20 protein-coding genes are annotated in these 20609 nt (G+C 57.9%); 13 read left to right on the top strand and 7 right to left on the bottom strand.

The window, feature by feature from the left end:
- Positions 1–187: 187 nt before the first annotated feature.
- The 6 genes from cheW to flhD form a co-directional block, all read right to left on the bottom strand.
- A complete protein-coding gene (gene cheW, locus ACMGF9_RS08960; protein WP_004934876.1) occupies positions 188–688 on the bottom strand; it encodes a chemotaxis protein CheW in 501 nt (166 codons plus the stop codon).
- Positions 689–720: 32 nt separating this feature from the next.
- Positions 721–2724 (bottom strand): chemotaxis protein CheA, encoded by a 2004-nt coding sequence (gene cheA / locus ACMGF9_RS08955; RefSeq protein ID WP_044031008.1) that lies wholly within the window; start codon positions 2722–2724, stop codon positions 721–723.
- On the bottom strand, positions 2721–3785 hold the full coding sequence (gene motB, locus ACMGF9_RS08950; protein ID WP_004934882.1) for a flagellar motor protein MotB: 1065 nt from the start codon (positions 3783–3785) through the stop codon (positions 2721–2723). Before motB ends, cheA begins: the two co-directional genes overlap by 4 nt.
- Complete coding sequence (motA, locus tag ACMGF9_RS08945) at positions 3782–4672, bottom strand: flagellar motor stator protein MotA (protein ID WP_015378266.1); 891 nt, start codon at positions 4670–4672, stop codon at positions 3782–3784. Before motA ends, motB begins: the two co-directional genes overlap by 4 nt.
- A 145-nt stretch (positions 4673–4817) precedes the next feature.
- Entirely contained in the window at positions 4818–5402 is a 585-nt protein-coding gene (flhC, locus tag ACMGF9_RS08940; protein WP_016927281.1) for a flagellar transcriptional regulator FlhC, read from the bottom strand.
- Entirely contained in the window at positions 5402–5752 is a 351-nt protein-coding gene (gene flhD / locus ACMGF9_RS08935) for a flagellar transcriptional regulator FlhD (RefSeq protein WP_004934891.1), read from the bottom strand. The genes flhC and flhD overlap by 1 nt, the downstream gene beginning before the upstream one ends.
- Positions 5753–7096: 1344 nt before the next feature.
- Between flhD and ydgT the strand changes: the two genes are divergently transcribed.
- The 3 genes from ydgT to ACMGF9_RS08920 all read left to right on the top strand — a co-directional run bounded on the left by ydgT (position 7097) and on the right by ACMGF9_RS08920 (position 9045).
- A complete protein-coding gene (gene ydgT, locus ACMGF9_RS08930; protein WP_004934895.1) occupies positions 7097–7312 on the top strand; it encodes a transcription modulator YdgT in 216 nt (71 codons plus the stop codon).
- Positions 7313–7509: 197 nt separating this feature from the next.
- The gene (gene uspC, locus ACMGF9_RS08925) at positions 7510–7929 is read left to right on the top strand and encodes a universal stress protein UspC (RefSeq protein WP_015378267.1); all 420 of its coding nucleotides are present in this window, start codon (positions 7510–7512) and stop codon (positions 7927–7929) included.
- An 84-nt stretch (positions 7930–8013) separates the two neighbouring features.
- Positions 8014–9045, top strand: coding sequence for an NADP-dependent oxidoreductase (locus ACMGF9_RS08920; protein ID WP_414160206.1), 1032 nt, complete (start codon positions 8014–8016; stop codon positions 9043–9045).
- 34 nt (positions 9046–9079) lie between these two features.
- On the opposite strand, the gene pcp is transcribed toward ACMGF9_RS08920, so the two are convergent.
- The gene (gene pcp / locus ACMGF9_RS08915) at positions 9080–9727 is read right to left on the bottom strand and encodes a pyroglutamyl-peptidase I (RefSeq protein WP_015378269.1); all 648 of its coding nucleotides are present in this window, start codon (positions 9725–9727) and stop codon (positions 9080–9082) included.
- A 97-nt stretch (positions 9728–9824) separates the two neighbouring features.
- Here pcp and ACMGF9_RS08910 point away from each other — a divergent pair, with 97 nt between their 5' ends.
- From ACMGF9_RS08910 to tssJ, 10 genes are all read left to right on the top strand, one after another.
- A complete protein-coding gene (locus tag ACMGF9_RS08910) occupies positions 9825–10757 on the top strand; it encodes a LysR family transcriptional regulator (RefSeq protein ID WP_015378270.1) in 933 nt (310 codons plus the stop codon).
- Between the two features lie 513 nt (positions 10758–11270).
- Positions 11271–13610 carry a type VI secretion system Vgr family protein gene (locus tag ACMGF9_RS08905; RefSeq protein ID WP_015378271.1) on the top strand — a complete coding sequence of 780 codons (2340 nt, stop codon included), beginning with the start codon at positions 11271–11273 and terminating at the stop codon, positions 13608–13610.
- Between the two features lie 10 nt (positions 13611–13620).
- On the top strand, positions 13621–14010 hold the full coding sequence (locus tag ACMGF9_RS08900) for a DUF3592 domain-containing protein (protein ID WP_004934914.1): 390 nt from the start codon (positions 13621–13623) through the stop codon (positions 14008–14010).
- A 101-nt stretch (positions 14011–14111) separates the two neighbouring features.
- Positions 14112–14612, top strand: coding sequence for a hypothetical protein (locus ACMGF9_RS08895; RefSeq protein ID WP_015378272.1), 501 nt, complete (start codon positions 14112–14114; stop codon positions 14610–14612).
- A gap of 171 nt (positions 14613–14783) precedes the next feature.
- The gene (locus ACMGF9_RS08890) at positions 14784–17336 is read left to right on the top strand and encodes a DUF2169 domain-containing protein (RefSeq protein ID WP_118891936.1); all 2553 of its coding nucleotides are present in this window, start codon (positions 14784–14786) and stop codon (positions 17334–17336) included.
- Entirely contained in the window at positions 17333–18400 is a 1068-nt protein-coding gene (locus tag ACMGF9_RS08885; protein ID WP_075684511.1) for a pentapeptide repeat-containing protein, read from the top strand. Before ACMGF9_RS08890 ends, ACMGF9_RS08885 begins: the two co-directional genes overlap by 4 nt.
- 30 nt (positions 18401–18430) lie before the next feature.
- The gene (locus tag ACMGF9_RS08880; RefSeq protein ID WP_015378275.1) at positions 18431–19066 is read left to right on the top strand and encodes a DUF3540 domain-containing protein; all 636 of its coding nucleotides are present in this window, start codon (positions 18431–18433) and stop codon (positions 19064–19066) included.
- 15 nt (positions 19067–19081) lie between these two features.
- On the top strand, positions 19082–19474 hold the full coding sequence (locus ACMGF9_RS08875) for a DUF4150 domain-containing protein (protein ID WP_004934933.1): 393 nt from the start codon (positions 19082–19084) through the stop codon (positions 19472–19474).
- Positions 19475–19522: 48 nt separating this feature from the next.
- Positions 19523–20023, top strand: a complete 501-nt coding sequence (tagV, locus tag ACMGF9_RS08870; RefSeq protein ID WP_015378276.1) for a type VI secretion system accessory protein TagV — start codon at positions 19523–19525, stop codon at positions 20021–20023.
- A 29-nt stretch (positions 20024–20052) separates the two neighbouring features.
- Positions 20053–20583 (top strand): type VI secretion system lipoprotein TssJ, encoded by a 531-nt coding sequence (gene tssJ, locus ACMGF9_RS08865; RefSeq protein WP_015378277.1) that lies wholly within the window; start codon positions 20053–20055, stop codon positions 20581–20583.
- The last annotated feature ends 26 nt before the right edge of the window (positions 20584–20609 follow it).

Here is a 20609-nt window from a genome sequence, read left to right as displayed (position 1 = left end):
CTTGTTGAAGCCCGCGCAGACAGGCTCTGATGACGTTGAATGTGAGAGTTATCGGCGCCGTGCGGCAAAACTTTATGCGGGAAAGTAACTATTTTTAGTGGGGGTTCCGAGCGCGGCTGAGGCCATCGCGACAGATCAGGGAAAGTGAAGATTAAAGGGGGCGGCGCCCCGCCCCTTGAGTCTGAAATCAGACGCTTTTCGCCACGCTGTCGACCAGCGACATCTCTTCGCTGCTCAGCAGCTTTTCGATATCCACCAGGATCAGCATGCGCTCACCCAGCGAACCGAGGCCGGTGAGATATTCGGTCGCCAGGGTCACCGCGAACTCCGGCGCCGGACGGATCTGATCGGCGGTGAGCGACAGCACGTCGGAGACGCCGTCAACCACGATGCCTACCACGCGCTGGCCAAAGTTCAACACGATCACCACGGTGTTTTCATCGTAGGAAACACTTTGCTGCGAAAATTTCACCCGCAGATCGATGATAGGAACAATCACGCCGCGCAGGTTGGTGACGCCCTTGATGAACGCCGGGGTGTTGGCGATGCGGGTCACCTGATCGTAGCCGCGAATTTCCTGCACCTTGAGGATGTCGATGCCGTACTCCTCGTTGCCCAGGGTAAAAATCAGAAACTCTTGCCCTACCGTTTCGCCAGCCAATTTGCTGACGGCTGCCAATCCTGCCATATCATTCACCTTTTAAATCAATAAACTCATTATTATGCGGCGGCGTCCGTCAGACGCTTTTCACGGTTCAAGGTTTGCAACGCCGAGACATCGACGATCAAGGCCACGCTGCCGTCGCCCAGAATGGTCGCGGCGGAGATGCCCGGCACTTTGCGGTAGTTGCTTTCCAGATTCTTCACCACCACCTGATGCTGGCCAATCAGCTGATCTACCAGCAACGCATAGCGGCGGCCGGCGCTTTGCAGGATAACGACGATGCCCTGCGTGGCGTCGGTTTTGGCGCCGTCCACTTCGAATACCCGATACAGCTCCACCAGCGGCAGGTATTCGCCGCGCACCTGCAGCACGCGTTCGCCGCCGGCCAGCGGATGCAGATCTTCCGCCTGCGGCTGCAGCGATTCCATCACCGCGTTCAGCGGCAGGATAAAGACTTCGTCGTTCACCTTGACCGACATGCCGTCGAGGATCGCCAGCGTCAGCGGCAACAGGATGCGGATGGTGGTGCCTTTACCGGCCTGCGAACGGATCTCGACGTGGCCCCCCATCTCCTGAATATTCCGTTTCACCACGTCCATGCCGACGCCGCGGCCGGAAACGTCGGTCACCTGCTCGGCGGTGGAGAAACCCGGCGCGAAGATCAGCATGCCGACCTCTTCGTCGCTCATGCTGTCGCTGACCGCCAGCCCTTGCGAAGCCGCCTTGGCGAGAATTTTTTCGCGGTTCAGCCCGGCGCCGTCGTCGATGACTTCAATACAAATGTTGCCGCCCTGGTGTTCGGCCGACAGCACCAGATTGCCCACCGCCGACTTGCCGGCGGCGATACGGGTAGCCGGCTCTTCGATACCGTGATCGAGGCTGTTGCGCACCAGGTGCGTCAACGGATCGATAATGCGTTCGATCAGGCTCTTGTCCAGTTCGGTCGAGCTGCCCTGCAGCGTCAGCTCCACCTGTTTATTCAGCTTGCCGGCCAGATCGCGCACCAGCCGCGGGTAGCGGCTGAAGACGTACTCCATCGGCATCATGCGGATCGACATCACCGATTCCTGCAGATCGCGCGCGTTACGCTCCAGCTGGCTCATGCTGTTCAGCAGATCGCCGTGGTTCACCGGATCGAGCGTGCCGGAGCGTTGCGCCAGCATCGATTGGGTGATCACCAGCTCGCCCACCAGGTTAATCAGCTGATCCACCTTTTCCACCGCCACGCGGATGCTGGTGGATTCGCTCGCCTTGGCGCGCGCTTTTGGCGCTTCGGCCGGTTTCGCGGCAGGCGGCGCGGCGTTCGCGACCGGCGCAGGCTCCGGTAAGGCGGCCACTTCCGGTAAGCTCGCTTCTGCGATGGCCGGTTCGCTCTGGGTCGGCGTCGAGAAGCTGATTTGTTCCGGTTCCAGCACGAAGCACAACACGGCGCTGATGTCGTCTTCACTGGCGGAGGTGAGCAACGTCACGTCCAGACTGTGTTCCGTCTGATGCGGATCTTTAACCTCGCCGAGGTTGCCCAGCTCTTCCAACATCAAGGGGATTTCACTGGCTTTCAGCCCGTTCAGGCTGATGCGCATGCCGCCCTCGATCGCCGCCGGCGCGGCCGATGGCTTAACGACAGGCTGCTGAACGGCCGGTTGAGCCGCAGGCGCCTCTTGCTGCTGTTGCGCTTCCAACGCCAGCTGGCGCAGCGCCTGACAAATGTATTCAAAGCTTTCAGCGTCAGGCTGTTGCGAGGTTTTATAGGCGTCCAGTTGCTCCTGCATAATGTCTTTGGTTTCCAGAAACAGGTTGATAATCTCGGTGCTCAGGCTCATTTCCTGGCGTCTTGCACCGTCCAGCAGGTTCTCCAGCAGGTGGGTGGTTTCCTGCAGCACCGAAAAACCAAAGGTCGCCGCGCCGCCCTTGATCGAATGCGCCGCGCGGAAGATGGCGTTCAACGGCTCGATATCGGGGGCCAGCGGATCCAGCTCCAGCAGGTGTTGCTCCATGTCGGCCAGCAACTCGTCTGCCTCATCAAAGAAGGTCTGATAAAAATCGCTAATGTCCATGCTCACGGGGTCACCTCTGGCTGTGAGTCGCGGTTAGTCGGTGCGGGTGCGGACGCCGGTGGTTCCGGCGCCTGATCGGCCGGTGCTATCGCCGGGGATGCCTGCGGTGGAGCGCCTGGCGTTGTCGCCACCGGTTCCGGGGCCGTCGCCGAGGGTTCCGGCGTTTGGCTGGCCGGTGCGGTCGCCGACGGCGCCAGCTGCTTCAGGCTGTCCGGCTGGGCGATATCCATCGCGTTGCTTTCGGCATTTTCGTGCTCGATGCCCTCTTGCGTTTGCTTGTTCAGCACCAACACGGTGATGCGACGGTTAATCGCGTCATCGGCGCCATGCTGTTTCAGGCTCATGGTGGCCGCCATGCCCACCACCCGCAGCACCTTGCCTTCCGCCAGGCCGCCGGCGATCAGCTCGCGCCGGGAGGCGTTGGCGCGATCGGCCGACAGTTCCCAGTTGCTGTAGCCGCGCTCGCCGGTGGCGTAAGGGATGTCATCGGTGTGGCCGGACAGGCTTATTTTGTTCGGCAGGTCGTTAAGGATCGGCGCTATCGCCCGCAGAATATCGCGCATGTAGCTCTCGACCTGCGCGCTGCCGGTTTTGAACATCGGCCGGTTTTGGCTATCGATAATCTGGATGCGCAGCCCTTCGTCCATCATGTTGATCAGCAGATGCGGACGCAGCGCCTTCAGGCGCGGATCGGACTCAATCAACTCATCCAGCTTTTCGCGCAGCTTGTTCAGGCGCAGCTCTTCGGCGCGCGAGTCCGGCGAATCGACCTGTTTTTTCACCAGGCCATGCTGCTGCGTGGGATCGTCGCCGCCGCCAGGAATGGGGCTGCTCTCGGAACTGCTCTTGTCGCCGCTGGTCAGGGCAACCTTGAGCGGCGTACGGAAATATTCGGCGATTTGCGTCAGCTCCTGCGGGCTGGCGATCGCCAGCAGCCACATCACCAGGAAGAACGCCATCATCGCCGTCATAAAGTCGGCATAAGCGATCTTCCAGGAGCCGCCGTGATGGGCGGCATGATGCGACTTGCGCTTTCTGACCAGAACGACCGGATGATTCTGTTTCATGCTTCTTCTTCTTCCGTCGCCTGCTGCGCCGGCGCTTTCACGCGGCGCACGTGTTCTTCCAGCTCAACGAAAGAAGGACGTTCGGTGGTATACAGCGTTTTGCGGCCAAACTCGACTGCGATCTGCGGCGCGTAACCGTTCAGACTCGACAACAGCGTGACCTTGATGCACTGCATCATCTTGACGTTTTCGGCGCTCTTCTGGCGCAGCAACGTCGCCAGCGGCGAGATGAAGCCGTAGGCCAACAAAATGCCGAGGAAAGTACCGACCATGGCGTTAGCGATCAGCGCGCCCAGCTCAGCGGCCGGACGGTCAGCCGAAGCCAGGGCGTGCACCACCCCCATCACCGCCGCGACGATGCCGAACGCCGGCAAGGAGTCGCCCACCATCGCCAGACTGCCGGCGGGCACTTCGCTTTCCTGCTCGTAGGTTTCGATCTCTTCGTCCATCAGCGCTTCGATCTCGAACGCATTCATATTGCCGCTCACCATCAGCCGTAAATAGTCGGTAATGAACTCCACCAGAGTGTTATCGGCAAGGATGCGCGGATAATTAGAGAAAATTTCACTTTCTTGCGGATTATCGATATCGAACTCGAGCGACAGCATGCCCTGCTGGCGCGATTTGGCCAGCAGACGGAACAGCAACGCCATCAAATCCATATACAGATCTTTGTTGTATTTGGAACGGCGCATCAGCCGCGGCAGCGCGCGCAGCGTGGCTTTGATCGCTTTGCCGTTGTTGCCGACGATAAAGGCGCCGACGCCCGCCCCGCCGATAATCAGAAATTCCGCCGGCTGATACAACGCCCCGAGATGACCGCCCACGATCAGGTAGCCGCCAAACACCGCACCCAATACCACGAGATAACCCAAAATAACTAGCACACGCATTCCTTAAATTAACAATGTGGATGGAAGGTGGGGCAAACGCGCCCTGGCGCGACAGACCAGGCTGCATGTCTGGGGGCGGCATGCCGCCCCTGCGTATCACACGTCGGTATTCATTGCCGAGAGCCGGCAACGTGGCGGCTCAAATGGCGCGTTTGACCTGCTCGTCCAGCAGTTGAGGAATAATATCGGCCAGTTGCGGCGAAAGTTTACGTCTTTTTACGGCGCGGGATGGGGGTTGGCATAAACTGCAGATGAAACCATTCAGCGGCTGGTGCGCGTGGGTGATAAATGCGCCGCCGCAGCAGCTGCAGGCGGAAAGCTGCAACATGCCGCTATCGACGAAGCGCACCAGCGTCCAGGCACGGGTCAGCGCCAGCAACGGCGCCTCGCCGGCCTGCTGCGGACACTGCTCGAGATAGAGGCGATAGGCTTTGATCACCGCCTCCACGCCGCTGCACTGCCCGCTTTTCATCAGAAACAGGTAAGCGTTGTAAAACATCGACGAGTGAATATTTTGTTCCCAGGTCATAAACCAGTCGGTTGAGAACGGTAACATTCCTTTTGGCGGCGGGCTGCCGCGTAACTCCTTGTAAAGTTTAATCAAGCGCCCGCGGCTAAGCTGGGTTTCACTCTCCAGCATCTGCAATCGGGCTCCCAGCGAAATCAGCTCCATGGCGAGCTGAATGTCCTTGGCTTCTTGAACGATACTTTTCTCAACCATCATCAGGCTCTTTTCTTCGTCGGGCTAGCGTCTTTACTCGATAGCTCTTGCAGTAAATGGCTTGATAGCAAAATGCCGGTATGGATTTGTTGCAGATCGTCGACGCGCGACTCTTTGGTCAGGCGTTCGATGGTCTGGCTTTCGTTAAAGCGGAAGTGGCAAACCAGCTGGTTGGTCTCGGCCAGTTTAACCATTTGCGGCAAAGTCAGCTGCGCCAGCGCATCGGCCATGGTTTCATCAATACCCAGGCGAAACATTGCGGACGCTTTTTCATCGTTGATCAAACGCTGTGCTAAAAGTAAATATGACAGATTGATGTCATAAATATGCTTAAGTAATTCAGACGTACCCATATTCCCCATCCCGACAGACTATGTTTAAAAACATACGCTGGGTGATAAATTTTATCGCCCGTGACTTGGGTTGTTTCCCAAAGTTGGCAAATTAATCTCTCAAAAACGACTGCTATAATTTTCGACAATCGCTAAATTCGACCACTGTTCAGTATTTGCTACGAGCGTAAACCAACGTGTATGGATGTACAGCATTCTGCTTCGATAGTGTTTAGTCACCATGAAACTATTTTTACAAATTTAATAAGATTATTCCTAAAGCAGCGCAACTCTACCCCCGAACCATTAGCACACACAATGTAAGTGAGAGGCAATTTTAAATACAATGTGACATAGATCACAAAAATAAAAAATAATTAAGCCAAATACCCCCAAATACGGTCACTTATTGACCGCCATTTTGCTCATAAAATAGCCACAGGTAAAAAAACGTCTTAAAAACAATGTTTATCCGCCAAAAAATTATCTTTTTTAGATCAATTCGAACAAAAGCATCACCAAACCAAAATAACAGAACAAAAATCTGCATATAGGCAACAAACTCAGTATAAATAACCATTTGAGTTACTAAAAAATATCCAAGCTGAAAAATAACCAATGTAAACTATGAGGTTATTAGCTATCGGATTTGACTTAAGCCTTCAGCCTGAGGCTGTTCTAATTTTCAACATCAGGTGATTATGGCTTATCAATGATTCGCAGGCGTAGTGAACAAGCCAACAGACGTAACGATATGTTTCCGTATTAGCACGATGCAAGAGTGCTTTTTTTGAGTTAAATTCCCCCAAAACGTTATATCGGCAGCAATTCATAAAACTTTAATGCTTTTTATTTCTTTTTCTGACGCCGAGATAATTCCCCCTCCCTCCAGAGATTATTTACATGGCTTTGGCTTTCATTGCTTCATTGTCATAAAATAAAACGCAGTTTTGTTTTACTGTTCATATTTCTTCATCGAACAAAACGGCTTTTCAACGCAAGCAGCGGCGACAAACATCGCCCAATGCCGCGGCGGCGCCACGGCCGGGTGAAAAAATCAGCCAAAAGAGGCCCGGCACGGCACCTTGTGCTTGCCCACAGCACGAACGACGACGCGTCGACCGTCAACCGCCCTGAGACTTTCCCTATTTCTCCATTAATCAGCAGGCTGAGATTGCTGACGGCGCACTGGCATATTATGATTTACCAAAGCGCCGCTACGGGCGGCGCGACATCATTACCCAGTGCAATTTATCTAATTGAAATGATTTTTGTCAGGTCGTACATCGCTGCCTCGACGGCGTCGCCGTGAGTCGCTATGTGTTATTCACCCGGCTTTAACTATTAACAGGCTATATTTTAATCATGACCGATACGCTCGAATATCTGCTGACATTTCGTAAATGCTCCTCTTTGGACAGCCTGGAGAAGGTGTACGACAAACTGAACTACTCCATTGAAAACGATACGGAAATGAGCAATATGTACCGTGCCGCCGACCACCGTCGCGCCGAGCTGGTTGCCGGTAAATTGTTCGATCTGGGCAAGGTGCCGAAAACGCTGTGGGCACAGGTGCTTTAATTCAGTGAAATTACGTGCGGCAACGGTTTTATCTTTTATTGCTATATAACCGGGGCACATTCAGCTTTTATTGCCGCGCGTGATATGAAACACATTTATTCCCCCCGCCAGGTTCTACCCTTTATCCGACGCAGTACTTCCACCAAGGCCGTCGCTGCAGCAGCCTGAAACACGATGGATACAACAAGGAGTCGGATATGGGGTATCAAAACGTTCTGGTCACCGTCGCCGTTGCCCCTGACAGCCACCGCCTGGTGGAAAAGGCCGTCTCCATCGTTCGCCCCTACGGCGGCAGCATCACCCTGTTAAGCACCCTCGCCAATCCGGAAATGTACAATAATTTCGCCGGGCCGATGCTGGGCGATTTGCGCTCGCTGATGGAAGAGGAAACCCGGCTGTTTATGCAGGAACTGCGCCAACGCGCCGGCTACCCTATCGCCGATACGCTGATCGTGCATGGCGAGCTGGGTGACAGCCTGGCATTCGCCAGCCGCCGTCAGCCGTTTGACCTGCTGCTCTGCGGCAATCACCGAGACAGCATGATGAACAAAGTCTCCTGTTCCGCCGCCCGCTTTATCAATATCAGTCATATCGACGTGTTGATTGTTCCGCTCTGAGCTAAGCACATTCGGTCACGTCGCCTCAGCGCTCCTGCACTAGGCTTAACGGACCTTGTTTGCCGCACCACAAAGGAGCTTTCGATGTCCCCTTCTCAACAGAACCGCCGCTTCCTGCTGGCCTCGCGTCCGAACGGCGAACCGACAGCGGCGAACTTCCGTCTCGATACCGTCCCCGCACCGCAACCCGGCGCCGGCCAACTGCTGTTGCGCACCGTATATCTGTCGTTGGATCCTTATATGCGTGGACGCATGAGCGATGCCCCCTCCTATGCGCCGCCGGTGGAGATCGGTCAGGTGATGGTGGGCGGTACGGTATCGCGCGTGGCGGCCTCACAGCATCCCGATTTCAACGTCGGCGATTGGGTATTGGGGTATGACGGCTGGCAGGAATATGCGCTGTCCGACGGCAGCGGCCTGCGCAACCTCGGCCCGCATTTGCCGCACCCTTCCCGCCTGCTGGGCGTGCTCGGCATGCCGGGATTTACCGCATACATGGGGCTGCTCGATATCGGCCAACCGCAGGCAGGTGAAACGCTGGTGGTGGCCGCCGCCAGCGGTGCGGTTGGTTCGGTGGTCGGCCAAATCGGCAAACTGAAAGGCTGCCGCGTCGTCGGCGTCGCCGGCGGTGCGGAAAAATGCCGCTATGTAGTGGAAGAGTTGGGTTTCGACGCCTGTATCGATCACCGCGCCCCAGACTTTGCCGAACGGTTGGCCGCCGCCTGCCCACAGGGTATCGACATCTATTACGAGAATGTCGGCGGGGCGGTGTTCGACGCCGTACTGCCGCTGTTGAACACCAAAGCGCGTATTCCGGTATGCGGCATCATCGCCCATTACAATGCCACCGGGTTACCTGCGGGGCCGGACCGCTTGCCGCTGCTGGAGGGGCTGATCCTGCGCAAACGCATCCGTATGCAGGGCTTTATCATCTTCGACGACTACGGCTCACGCTTTGACGAGTTCTTGCAACAAATGAGCAGTTGGGTCGAACAGGGGAAAATCAAGTTCCGCGAAGACATCGTCGACGGGCTGGAGCAGGCGCCGCAGGCGTTTATCGTCCTGTTGCAAGGCAAAAACTTCGGCAAACTGGTGATCCGCGTCGCCGACGAATAACCCGTAGCAGGGCGTGGTACGCCACGCTCTGCTTTTAATGTACGGCGCCGTCGCCGAATCGCACATCTTCCTCTACCGTCAGCGTCACCTGAACGACAGTGCGCACCGCTTCCACCATCGTCGCCAGTGCCATGCTCGGCTTGCCCGGGTGCGCTGCCGCCAGTTCATGGCTGTACGGAATATGCACGAACCCGCCTCTGGCCCGCGAATGCTGCATCTCCAGATAGTGACGCAGACCATAAAAAATGTGGTTGCAGTTGTAGGTGCCCGCCGTATAAGAGACCGCCGCGGGGATCCCCTGCCGGCGCAGTTGCTGCACCGCGGCCTTGACGGGCAGCGTACTGAAATAGCCCACCGGCCCGCCGGCAACCACCGGCACGTCAATCGGCTGTTTACCGGCATTGTCGGGAATGCGGGCATCGATCAGATTGATGGCTACCCGTTCCAGGGATATTTCGGCCCGGCCGCCGGCCAGCCCCAGACAGATCACCGCCAGCGGCTGCAATGCCTCAATCGCCGCGATCAACTGCTGGTTGGCCACGCCCAATACGCACGGCAACTCGAGCACCGCGATCTCCGCGCCGGCGATACGCTCTCCGGCCAATGCCTGCGCGACCTGCCAGGAAGGGTTCACCGCGTCACCCTCGAACGGCTCAATGCCGGTGATTAACACTTTGTTCATCATTTCCCCTGATTGAAGGCTACATTCGTGTGCTACCAGCCTAGGGAACGCTGTAAGATTCTGGAAATGGATTATCTGTATATAGAGTATTCATAAAATGAATTTAGCCAACGTCGATCTCAATTTACTGGTGGTGTTTGAAGCGCTGTATCAGACGCGCAACGTCACCGCCGCAGGCCGGCGTCTTAACCGCGCGCAACCTTCCGTCAGCAATGCATTGGCGCGACTGCGCATTCTGCTCAACGATCCGCTGTTTGTCCGCAGCGGCGGCGGCATGGCGCCCACGCCGCGCGCCCACCAACTTATGCCACAGATACAGCGGGTGCTTGAGCAAATCCATTTGGCGTTGGCCCCGCCGGCCCGTTTCGATCCGGCCACCGCCGGGCAGCGGCGTTTTACGCTGGCCGCCGGCGACTATGCGGATATCTTGCTGCTGCCCGCCATCATCAGCCGTTTGCGTCAGGCGGCACCCGGCATCGATATTCGCGTTTCGCGCCTGGATCGCCACAATATTTACCGGCAACTGGATCGCGGCGAGGTGGATATCGCGCTGGGAGGGCACCTTTCCGGTGCGGAAAGCCACTATGTGCGCACGTTGTTTGAAGAACATCTGGTGTGTATCGCCAGCCGTTCACACCCACAGCTGGCGGATGGCCGCTGGGATCTGGCGCGCTACCTCAGCCTGCCGCATGGGCTGTACGCACCGGCAGACGACGGCTCTGCCAGAGGGTTGGTCGACCGGCGTCTGGCGGAAATTGGCGGTCAACGGCGCGTTGCCGTGACCTTTTCGCACATCGTCGCCCTGCCGGCGGTGGTCGCCGACAGCGATCTGATCGCCACCCTGGCCGCCAGCGTGGCCCGGCGTTTTTCCGATCCGCAACGCGTACGCATTCTCCCGCTGCCTAAGGAGTTGGCCATCGCGCCTTTCCCCATTGAGCTGATCGCCGGCCGACAGGCGCAACGCGACCCGGCCTTAATCTGGCTCTGTGACCTGATAAGCCGACTTTCCCTCGATCCCCTTCCGCGCTAACCGCATCAATTGCTGCTTTATCAACCATTCAGACTCACCGTCGGAGGCCCGCACCGCGGGCTTTTCACGCCGGCCAAATAGGAATCATCCGAATTAACATTCGGTAAATTTATATATTTGATCATCTTTAACTAACGAATGGTAAGGATAAAAAATACTCAGTGACTTTTTTCACGGAAAAAAAGAGTTGTTTTATAAACACGTTGACTTAAGTGTTACAGATTTATTATTTGGTATTACCATTTGACCAATAATTTGGGATAAAAAAAGATCTGCGCGTATCTATATGTTTTAGATAATAAAAAACCAGATCGTGAGCGAGTTAACGAATTGAGCATTGATCCACAAGGCTATTTTGCAAATGCAGAGCTCTATTGTAGACTGCACAAATCGTGCCTTTGTGTAAACTTTGTTAAATCTTTCGTCAGCCCCTGTCTCAATTCGTGACAGATACGCCATCGGGATCGCGCGTCAAATCTCGTGCGGTAGCTATGCCTAAACCGGGGATATAGTATGGATCGCCTTATCATTGCGCACACGCCTTTGCCCGCCAATCAACTGTTGTTCAGAAGCCTTTCCGGTGAGGAAAAACTGGCCGGCCTGTTCGAATTCGACGTCGAGCTGCTCAGCCCCGACAATCGGCTCGATCTGAAAGCGCTGCTGGGACAAAAAATCACGCTGGAACTGCGGGGCAATCCGTTGGCGCCGCGTTATCTCAACGGCAATATCACGCGCATGACCCTCTCCGGACGAGAAGCCGGCGGCAACCGTTACTATATCTACCGCGCCGTGCTGCGCCCCACGCTGTGGTATCTGACGCAAAACCGCGATTTTCGCATCTACCAGGAACAGACCGTTCCCGACATCCTGACTCAGGTGCTGGGGCAGTATCAGGTGAAGATCGATAACCGCCTGAGTTACGACTACCGCATCTGGGGGTACTGCGTGCAGTACCAGGAGAGCGATTTCGATTTCATCAGCCGCCTGATGGAACACGAAGGCATCTATTATTATTTCACGCACCAGCAAGACGGCCATACGCTGGTGCTGGCTGACGCGCCGGCGGCCCATCAGGAACTCGCCGGCTACGCCAGCATTCCCTATCAGCTCGCGGAAGGCGGCCTGGTGGAAAACAAAGACAGCATCAACAGCTGGAGCGTTTCTGACGCCATCACGCCCAGCCTGTATAGCCTGGATGACTACGATTTTCGCAAGCCGCGCGCGCGGTTGCTGGAGGCCCGGCAAAATCCCGCCTCATTCGCGCAGGACAAAGCCGAGGTGTTCGACTGGCCCGGCCGTTATACCGATCACGCCCATGGCCAGTTTTACGTCAAGGTTCGCCAACAGGAGTTCGAAGCGCAGCATGAGCAGATGAGCGGCGAAGGCAATTCGCAGGGCATTGCGCCCGGCTATCGTTTTCAACTGACCCAGGCGCCGCGTATGGAAGACAACCGCACCTACCTGGTGGTCAGCGCACATTACTTCATGCAGGAGAACAGCTACACCAGCAACGATAACGATGTCGGCGAACAGCGAACCGAATTTCAGGTCGTTCCGGCGGATATCAATTGGCGCCCGGCGCGCACCACGCCCTGGCCGAAAACCCATGGCCCGCAAACTGCCGAAGTGGTGGGCCCGGAAGGCGAAAGCATCTGGACCGATAAATATGGCCGGGTGAAACTCAAATTCCGTTGGGATCGCCACGGCAGCGGCAACGAAACCAGCTCCTGCTGGGTGCGCGTCTCCAGCGCCTGGGCCGGCTGGAAATACGGCGGGATCCAGATCCCGCGCGTCGGTGAGGAAGTGGTGGTCGACTTTATCAACGGCGATCCGGATCGCCCCATCATCACCGGCCGCGTTTACAACGAAGACAGCATGCCACCGTGGGATCTGCCCGGCGACGCCACCAAAATGGGCTTTATGAGCCGCAGCAAAGGCGGCGGCGTCGACAACGCCAGCTTCCTGTTCCTGGAAGACTCGCCCGGCAACGAATCTTTCGACATGCACGCCGAACGCAACATGAACATGACGGTGGAGAACGACAAGAACGTCAATATTGACGGCAGTCGCACCACCACCATCGGTCGCCAGCAGGACGACACCGTCACCGGCGACGCCACGTTCCTGTACAAAGCGAAACGCACCACAACGGTCAATGGGCTGGAAACCGCCAACCTGAACGCTCACCAGACGGTGAACATCAAAGGCGGCCGCGACCTGACGATTATCGACGGTGGCGATAAAATCGACATCACCGGCAATCAGTCCTTCAAGCTCGACGGCGCGCAGACGCAAAACATTACGCAAACCCAGCATGTCACGGTGAAAGGCAACCAGACCCTCGACATTACCGAGGGGCAACAAACCAGCACCATCAAGCAAGGGCAGACGGTCAACATCACCTCCGGCGGGCAGCACACCACCATCACCGCCGGCGGGCAGGAATTGACGATTAAAGGCGGCGGCCAAACCGCCACCGTAACCGGGGATGTCACCGAGACCTACAAAAACGATCAGAGCACCACGATCACCGGCACGCTGACCATCAAGGCGAAAACGATCAATATCACCAGCGCGGACGGCGTATCGGTGCAGACACCGAGCTGGAAAGATAACTGCCACGGCTTGAAATGGGTGGCGACCGGGGCCAACTTCGCCTTTTACGGTTCAAATCTTGCGTTGACAGGAGCCAGCCTGAAACACACGATGCTGGATATCTCGCACAACCCGCTGTCGATCAGCAAAACCAATTTCAAGCTCAGTAATGATCCCATGACGTTCACGCAGCTTGGCGCGCTGGTGACCAACGGTGCCTTACGATTGAGCACCAAGGCGCTGGCGATCTTCTTGTAAAGGGACTCCCATGTCGAAGGCCAAAAATGTTTTCACCGTTATCGGTTTGATTTTATTGGCTCCCATTCTCAGCCTGGTGGGCTTTTTCAAATTCATCACGGTCGATATCTGGGGTTATTTCAAACATATCGGTTCTTCCCTCAGCGTGATGGAGAACGGTATTTCCGCCTCAGGGCAAATCGTCAGCATTCGCCAGACCAACCTGTGGGACGGGAATCGGCCGGTCTGCGAAGTCGAAGTCAAGTACATCGCCCAAGACGGGAAAAACCATACGGCCGTGGCGAAAGGCCCGATCAGCGTCGTGGATCTGCCGCGTTATCAGCCGGGCCATTTCATCGCGATAAAGTACGATCCGAAGAATCCCAAAAAAGCGGTGATCGAAGAGCTTTCCCGGCTTTGAGCGAAAAGCATCCCTTCAATCACGCGATCCGATTTCAACGTTCCGTAAACGGCTTACCGTTCATCAGTTCGCGAAATAACCTTGCATAAGGAAGTGTCACGATGGGCACGTTCATTGCCTTTTCGACGCAGGACAGCCTCTGGGGACAAGTCCTGTTTACCTTCTTTGGCATCCTGGTTGGCTGCGTATTGCTCGCTGCGATCGGCAAAACCTTTTTGTCGGCCAACCGAGCGGCCACGTTGCCTGTGCGGCTGCTGATCTTTGTCGCGCTGATGCTGGCGCTCCTGAAATACAACCAGCAGGTGATGTCTGCGGTAAATGCCCCCGCAGAACTGATCGGATTGCTGATTTTTCCCGGCTTTTTGATGAGTTACCTGGGTGCGGCGCCCACCGGCAGACTGGCGCTGGCGATAGAGCTGCCCTGTTTTGCGGCGCTCGCCGCGCTGCTGATCCTGGGCACCAATGACATCGGCTTCTTTGCGCCCTATCACCTGGAGAGCGCCGGCCAATTGATCGCCAAGGCGATCGCCGCGGCGTTGTCCGTGGCCGCCGTGCTGCTGGCTCGTGGAATAAGCGGAAAGGACAACGCACTGTCCTCTTGATCATCCATTTCGAAGCGGGGCGCTCCCCGCATTGGCGATCGGCTCTGAACGCCGCATCGTTTTCTTCATCTGTTGTGACATAGCCTGATATCTATTAAACCGAAAAACGGATTGTTTTTGAGCAAGCAGCCTGGCTGCCGGCTGATATCCACAGGAAGCTTTACACACACAATGAAAGTCGTAAAACCTCTGCGCCTCAGCGCGCTTCATCGTCCCTTCTCTTGGCAAGGGCAAAACCATCTGGGCGTTTCCGTTTTGGCCTTGGCCGACATGGGGGCAGCCCCGCGCCTGCGTCCCGAACCGGAGTTGTGGCAGTTGGCCGCCGACGAACTCACGTTGAGCGGCGGCGTGCTCGATTTGGCTATCCCAAAAGCCTGCGCGGAGTTTCTCGCCACCGGCAATGCCTACACCCATCATCAACAAGACAAAACCGCTTGCGCCGTGAAGATCCAGCTTGATTCGCTGGAAAAAACGCTGGTGGTTTTCGGCGATCGCCATTGGATCAACGATCGTCCCTCTACTCCCCTCCCTTTTTCAGAAATGCGTCTGGACTGGCGCCGGGCTTACGGCGGCGCACAGTTCGCCGATAATCCGCACGGCATCGGCGCCACCCCAGAAACATTTCCGCAAGGCCGCATCCATCGTCTACCCAATGTTGAACCCCTGCAGGGGCGCCTTGCGTCTTCTCGGCAAAGCGCGCAACCGGCAAGCTTTGACGCGTTGGATATCACCTGGCCGCGCCGCTTCTCCCGCATCGGCAAAAACTACGACGCCGACTGGTTGAAAAACGGCTTTCCCGGCTTCGCCAACGATATCGACTGGCGCCTGTTCAACATGGCGGAAAGCGATCAGCAGTTTCCTCAACGCGACAGCTTGCCGCCCCGGGCCGCCTATCGGATTTGGAACATGCACCCTTCAGAACCGGTGCAGCAAGGGCATTTGCCGCCGTGGCGCGCGCGCTGCTTCATCAACCGGCTGCGCGGCGGCGAAACGCATTTCGAAGAGATCGCGATGCGCCACACCACCGTCTGGTTCTTCCCCCATCGGGAACAGATGCTGCTGATTTATCAGGGCAGCGCACGCATCAATGAAGACGATGCCGCCGACGTGATGCAGCTGATGCCGGCCCTGGAAACCGAAGGCGAGCCCCGCTCCACCGCGCATTATCGGCAGGTATTGGCCCAGCGGCTGGATAAAGAACGGGGTGCTCTGCACGCTTTTCGTGAGCAAGAGTTGTTGCCGGAGGCGTGCATCGGCGCCTGGCTGGATACGGAAACGCCGACGCAGCAAAGCCCGATGGCGGAAAATATCGCCGCCTACGAGCACCAGCAACGCGAAGAGCATCGCCAGCGTCTGCTGCGCGAGGGGCAAGACATTGATGAACTTTTCCCGCACCCGTCGCAAGAGGCGCCGCCGAAGCTGGACCAGCTCGCCGAATTCGTCGAGCGTCTGGAAAGCCAGGCCGAGGCGCAGTATCAGGACATGCTCAAGCTGACGCAAGCCGAGGGTATCGATCCGCTCAATCCCGGTGGGGATCACGTGCCGCCATCCGGTGCGGAAAGCTACCAGCAGCAACGCGATCTGCTGTTCCAGGAGGCACGCCGGCATCCTGACGCATTTAGCGATAAACAGCGTGGGGAAAGCGAACGCGCGCTGCACCAAATGTATTTAATGTCGGCACAGGCGCAAAGCCCTGCACTGCGCCTGCGTGGCGATCTGGCGCAAATCATTCGCCAACGCGTCGCCGCCGCCATGCTGCGCGATAAGGATCTCAGCGGCCTGGATCTCACCGGCGCCGATCTGTCCGGCATGGATCTCTGCCAGGCTAACTTGCGCGGCGCTTTGCTGGAAAACGCCAATCTGCGCCAAACCCAATTGGTGGGTTGCGATCTTCGCGAGGCGATGTTGGCGCGCGCCGATCTCAGCGGCGCCGTCTTACAGCAGGCCGATTTGAGCCACGCCTCCTTAGCCCTGGCGAAATGTGAAGCGACGGATTTCGGCGGCGCGCAGTTGCACGAAACCAACATTCAGCAAACGTTGTTTCAACGCTGCGATTTCACGATGGCGTCGTTACGCGACTTGCTGGGATACGAAACCCTGCTCGGGCAGTGTGACTTCAACCGCGCCACGCTGGCCAACATTACGCTGATGGAGCTGCAACTGGAGCAGCTGACATTCAGCCACGCCCGGCTCGACAAAGTCAGCTTCGTCAAATGCCGGCTGCTGGCGGTGAACTTCGATCGGGCGCGGCTAGAGAGCTGCGCCTGGGTTGATACCGAGACGCAAAGCCTCAGCTTCCGCGCCGCACGCCTCACCGCCTGCGCCTTCGCGGCAAAGACGCTGTTGCCGCAGGCGGATTTCGGCGACGCGACGCTGAACCAGTGCAATTTGCGCCAGATGCCGTTGCAGCGGGCTAATTTCAGCCGTGCGCGCCTCGACAACTGCGACCTGTCGGAAGCCCGGCTGAACGAGGCCGATTTCCGTCAGGCCAACGGCAGCGGCAGCCTGTTTATTCGCTGCGATCTGTCCCTGGCCAACCTGCGCGACGCCAATTTCATCGCGGCGATCCTGCAAAAATGCGTGCTGTCAGGCGCCGACCTGCAGGGCACCAATCTGTTCCGGGCCGATTTGTCGCAGTCGCAAGTGGATCAGGCGACCCGGCTCGACGGTGCCTATACCGCCAGGGTGAAAACCTTGCCTCGCCACAACGGGAAGGAAGTATGACGTCAAAACCTGAGCAGATACGCCAGCGCGTGAAACGCGGCGAGCTGATTGCCGGTGAGGATTTGCACGGCCTGTCATTCGCCGGTATGGATTTGGCCGGCGGCATGTTCAACGAACTGAACCTGAACGGCGTGAACTTCTCCGATTGCGATCTGCGCGACAGCGTCTTCAGCGATTGCCGGCTCGAACACGCTCAATTTGCGCGGGCGAACCTGAAGCAAACGGCCTTCAATCAGTGCGCCATGGCGGGCGGCCGCTTCAGCGAGAGCCATATCGAACTGACGATGTTCAACGACTGCCGGCTTGAACAGAGCGACTTTAGCCGGCTGTCGCTCAACCAAAGCCACTGGATGTCATGCCAATTGGCCGGCGCGAATTTTTCCGCCACTCAGCACGATCGCACCACCTTTTACGAAAGCCCGCTCGACGGCGCAGATTTAAGCCATACGAGGCTGTCACTTGTCACGTTATTTCGATTAAATCTATGTGAAACAAGGTTTGAAGGGGTTGATTTCGACCGCGTCACGTTTTTCGAATGTGATCATCGCGGCAAAAGTTACGCCGGGCAGCGTCTCATCGCCTGCCAGTTTACCGATAACCAACTGGACGACGTCGATTTCAGCCAGGCGACATTGCGTCAAAGCAACTTCAAGGGCGCTTCGCTGCTGCGCGCCAACCTGACGGGCGTGCAAGCGCAGCAGTCACTGTGGCTGGAGGCCAATCTGACCCACGCGCAGTGCCGCAACGGGCAGTTCGATCAGGCGATCTTCAGCGAAGCGACGCTGGACGCCGCCAACTTTAGCCAGGCGCGCCTGTATCAATGCGTGTTCCAGCGCAGCCGCGCGGCGCGCTGTGATTTCAGCGACAGCGACCTGACCTACGCCGACTTCTGTTACGCCGACATCGGCGCCGCCGATTTCCGGCGCGCGCGTTTTATGCGCACCCGCATGCACCGCGCCCACCAGCAGCAAACGCGCTGGGGCGATCGCAGCGGGATCCTCGAGCGCGACGAAGAACTGTACGCCGCCGAAACCTGGAGCGCACAGCGCCAGAGCCGAATCTGAATGCATTGACCACTTCACGAGGGGATCACCATGAGCGTTGCCAACACAACTCGCGCCGTCAACATCGCACCGCCCCAGCAGGCCGCCGGCCAGGTCGTCAACCTGTTGCCGGACGGCAGCCTGGTGGTGGAGTGCGAAGGCCGCGGCTGGCATTGCCGCCGGGCGGCGAGCTGCCTGCTGACGCCGGCCCTCGGCGATAACGTGCTGGTCGCCGGCTGCGGCCATCAGCTGTGGGCGATCGCCGTCCTTGAGCGCGCAGAGCCGCAAAGCGCGGCGCGGCTCTGCGTCGCAGGCGATCTGCACATTGAAACGCCGAACGGCTCTCTGTCGCTGCACGGCGCGCAGGCGCTGAACCTGAGCGGCGACGCCATGACGTTGCAAGCGAACAGCGGCGACTGCCACGTCGACAAGATGAAATACAGCGGCGAAGAGCTGTCGGCCTTCGTCAGCCTCAGCCGCCTGGTCGGCAAACGCTGCGAGTCGCTGTGGCATTCGGTCAGCCAGATCAGCCATTCGCTGTTCCGCAAAGTGCGCCAGACCGAGCACGTGCGCGCCGGGCAGCTGGATTACCAGGCGGAAGATTACGCCCGCATTCATGCGCGCAACACGCTGATTACCTCGAAAGACATCACCAAGCTGGATTCGGAACAAATCCACGTCGGATAACCTGCGGAGGCCTTTATGTTTGCCAACAGCCAAATGATCGGCGTGGACCTGGCGTTTCCCGACGTCTGTCTGACGCCAAGCCCGGCGCCGGTGCCCGTGCCTTACCCGGATATCGCCCTGGCGCCGACCGCCATCCCGAATGCGTTCAACATTCTGTTCGTCGGCACCCCGGCACACAACATGGCGACGGTGACGCCCCTGACCAACGGCGACAACCCCGGCGTGGCCACCGGCGTCGCTTCCGGCACGGTAATGGGGCCGTCCCGCCACCTGACCGGCGCCTTTACCGTGCTGCTCAAAGGCACCCCGGCCACCCGGTTGACCAGCCTCAGCCTGCAGAATTCCACCAACGCGCTCGGCATGCGCATCGTGCCGAGCCAATTAAAAGTGTTGCTGCTTGCGCCCTGATGACGGCGCCTTATTACACAGCCATTCAATCAAGAAAAAGAGGACATTGTGAAAACACGGATTACCCTGACGCTGCTGACCGCCCTGATGCTTGCCGGTTGCTCCACCCCGCCGCCACCGCCGCCGGCGCTCAATAACGACGCCATCGTCAGCAGTGAAGTCAATGGCGTCACGCTAAAGCACCGCGCCGCGGTGAGCGCGCCGAAACAGTTCAAGCCGATCGGTGAGGAATACCGCAGCCTGTACGCCGCCAGCATCATGAGCAGCCCCGATTATACCGGCACCGCCGTCGGCAGCCTGGACAACGCCGCCGCGTTCTACGCGCTGGGCGAAGTGGAAAACAACTGGCTGGCGATCTCCGCCATTCGCGGCGGCGACCTGGTGGGTTATATCCAGGCCAACGCCGGCGTGCCGGAAGCGCGCTACAAATCAACGCTGCGCAAAGATCTGCCGCGCCGCGCGCGCGCCGCCAAACAGGACTGCGTCAAAGTCGGCGGCGACAGCAAGGCGTGTAAAAACGCCGGCTCAGCCACCTGGATCCTCCAGTAGTCAGTACGCCTGCGGGCGACGAGATTCCCATGATGACGACCCCTATCGCTTCCCGCTGGTGCGGGATGCTGTTTCTGCTGCTGGGCGCGTTGGCGCTCGGCGGTTGCATGTCTTCCGCCAAAAGCGTGCCGTCGCGCTACAGCCTGGTGTTCGATGCCGATCGCCAGGTCAACGCCGCCGCCGGCGCGCAACCGGCGCCGATAAAAATTCGCGTGCTGCTGCTGCGTTCGGATGCGGAATTCATGGATGCCGACTTCTTCAGTCTGCAAAACGACGCCAAAAGCGTGCTCGGCAATAGCCTGCTGGACAGCGATCAGTTCTTCCTGACGCCGGGCCAGACCGGCAAGACGCTCGGCGGGCAAAGCGCATTGGACGCACGTTACATCGGCGTGATCGCCGAGTATCAAAACCTGGACGGCAAGGCCTGGCGCATTTCGCTGCCGCTGCCGGAGCCCACCGAAACCAATTTCTACAAGGTATGGCAATTCTCGCCGGATGAGCTGGAAGCGCATATCGTCGCGGGCGTGAATGGCCTGCGCCCCGTAAAAAAGGTCGACTGATCTACCGCTGCGCTGAAGCGAAGTAA

Origin of the sequence: Serratia sp. BNK-23 (genome assembly GCF_047456145.1) — a bacterium.
Lineage (GTDB): Bacteria > Pseudomonadota > Gammaproteobacteria > Enterobacterales > Enterobacteriaceae > Serratia > Serratia nematodiphila.
Note: the sequence above shows the minus strand (reverse complement) of the source record. Positions and strands in the feature narration are given on the sequence as shown.

What these genes read in the sequence shown, in the direction of transcription:
- ACMGF9_RS08890 (WP_118891936.1), top strand. Translation starts at nt 14,784, where the DNA reads ATGAAAGTCGTAAAACCTCTGCGCCTCAGCGCGCTTCATCGTCCCTTC.
- tssJ (WP_015378277.1), top strand. Translation starts at nt 20,053, where the DNA reads ATGATGACGACCCCTATCGCTTCCCGCTGGTGCGGGATGCTGTTTCTG.
- ACMGF9_RS08875 (WP_004934933.1), top strand. Translation starts at nt 19,082, where the DNA reads ATGTTTGCCAACAGCCAAATGATCGGCGTGGACCTGGCGTTTCCCGAC.
- motB (WP_004934882.1), bottom strand. Translation starts at nt 3,785, where the DNA reads ATGAAACAGAATCATCCGGTCGTTCTGGTCAGAAAGCGCAAGTCGCAT.
- uspC (WP_015378267.1), top strand. Translation starts at nt 7,510, where the DNA reads ATGGGGTATCAAAACGTTCTGGTCACCGTCGCCGTTGCCCCTGACAGC.
- ACMGF9_RS08905 (WP_015378271.1), top strand. Translation starts at nt 11,271, where the DNA reads ATGGATCGCCTTATCATTGCGCACACGCCTTTGCCCGCCAATCAACTG.
- ACMGF9_RS08910 (WP_015378270.1), top strand. Translation starts at nt 9,825, where the DNA reads ATGAATTTAGCCAACGTCGATCTCAATTTACTGGTGGTGTTTGAAGCG.
- ACMGF9_RS08895 (WP_015378272.1), top strand. Translation starts at nt 14,112, where the DNA reads ATGGGCACGTTCATTGCCTTTTCGACGCAGGACAGCCTCTGGGGACAA.
- ACMGF9_RS08885 (WP_075684511.1), top strand. Translation starts at nt 17,333, where the DNA reads ATGACGTCAAAACCTGAGCAGATACGCCAGCGCGTGAAACGCGGCGAG.
- ACMGF9_RS08880 (WP_015378275.1), top strand. Translation starts at nt 18,431, where the DNA reads ATGAGCGTTGCCAACACAACTCGCGCCGTCAACATCGCACCGCCCCAG.
- flhD (WP_004934891.1), bottom strand. Translation starts at nt 5,752, where the DNA reads ATGGGTACGTCTGAATTACTTAAGCATATTTATGACATCAATCTGTCA.
- ACMGF9_RS08900 (WP_004934914.1), top strand. Translation starts at nt 13,621, where the DNA reads ATGTCGAAGGCCAAAAATGTTTTCACCGTTATCGGTTTGATTTTATTG.
- ACMGF9_RS08920 (WP_414160206.1), top strand. Translation starts at nt 8,014, where the DNA reads ATGTCCCCTTCTCAACAGAACCGCCGCTTCCTGCTGGCCTCGCGTCCG.
- ydgT (WP_004934895.1), top strand. Translation starts at nt 7,097, where the DNA reads ATGACCGATACGCTCGAATATCTGCTGACATTTCGTAAATGCTCCTCT.
- pcp (WP_015378269.1), bottom strand. Translation starts at nt 9,727, where the DNA reads ATGAACAAAGTGTTAATCACCGGCATTGAGCCGTTCGAGGGTGACGCG.
- cheW (WP_004934876.1), bottom strand. Translation starts at nt 688, where the DNA reads ATGGCAGGATTGGCAGCCGTCAGCAAATTGGCTGGCGAAACGGTAGGG.
- flhC (WP_016927281.1), bottom strand. Translation starts at nt 5,402, where the DNA reads ATGATGGTTGAGAAAAGTATCGTTCAAGAAGCCAAGGACATTCAGCTC.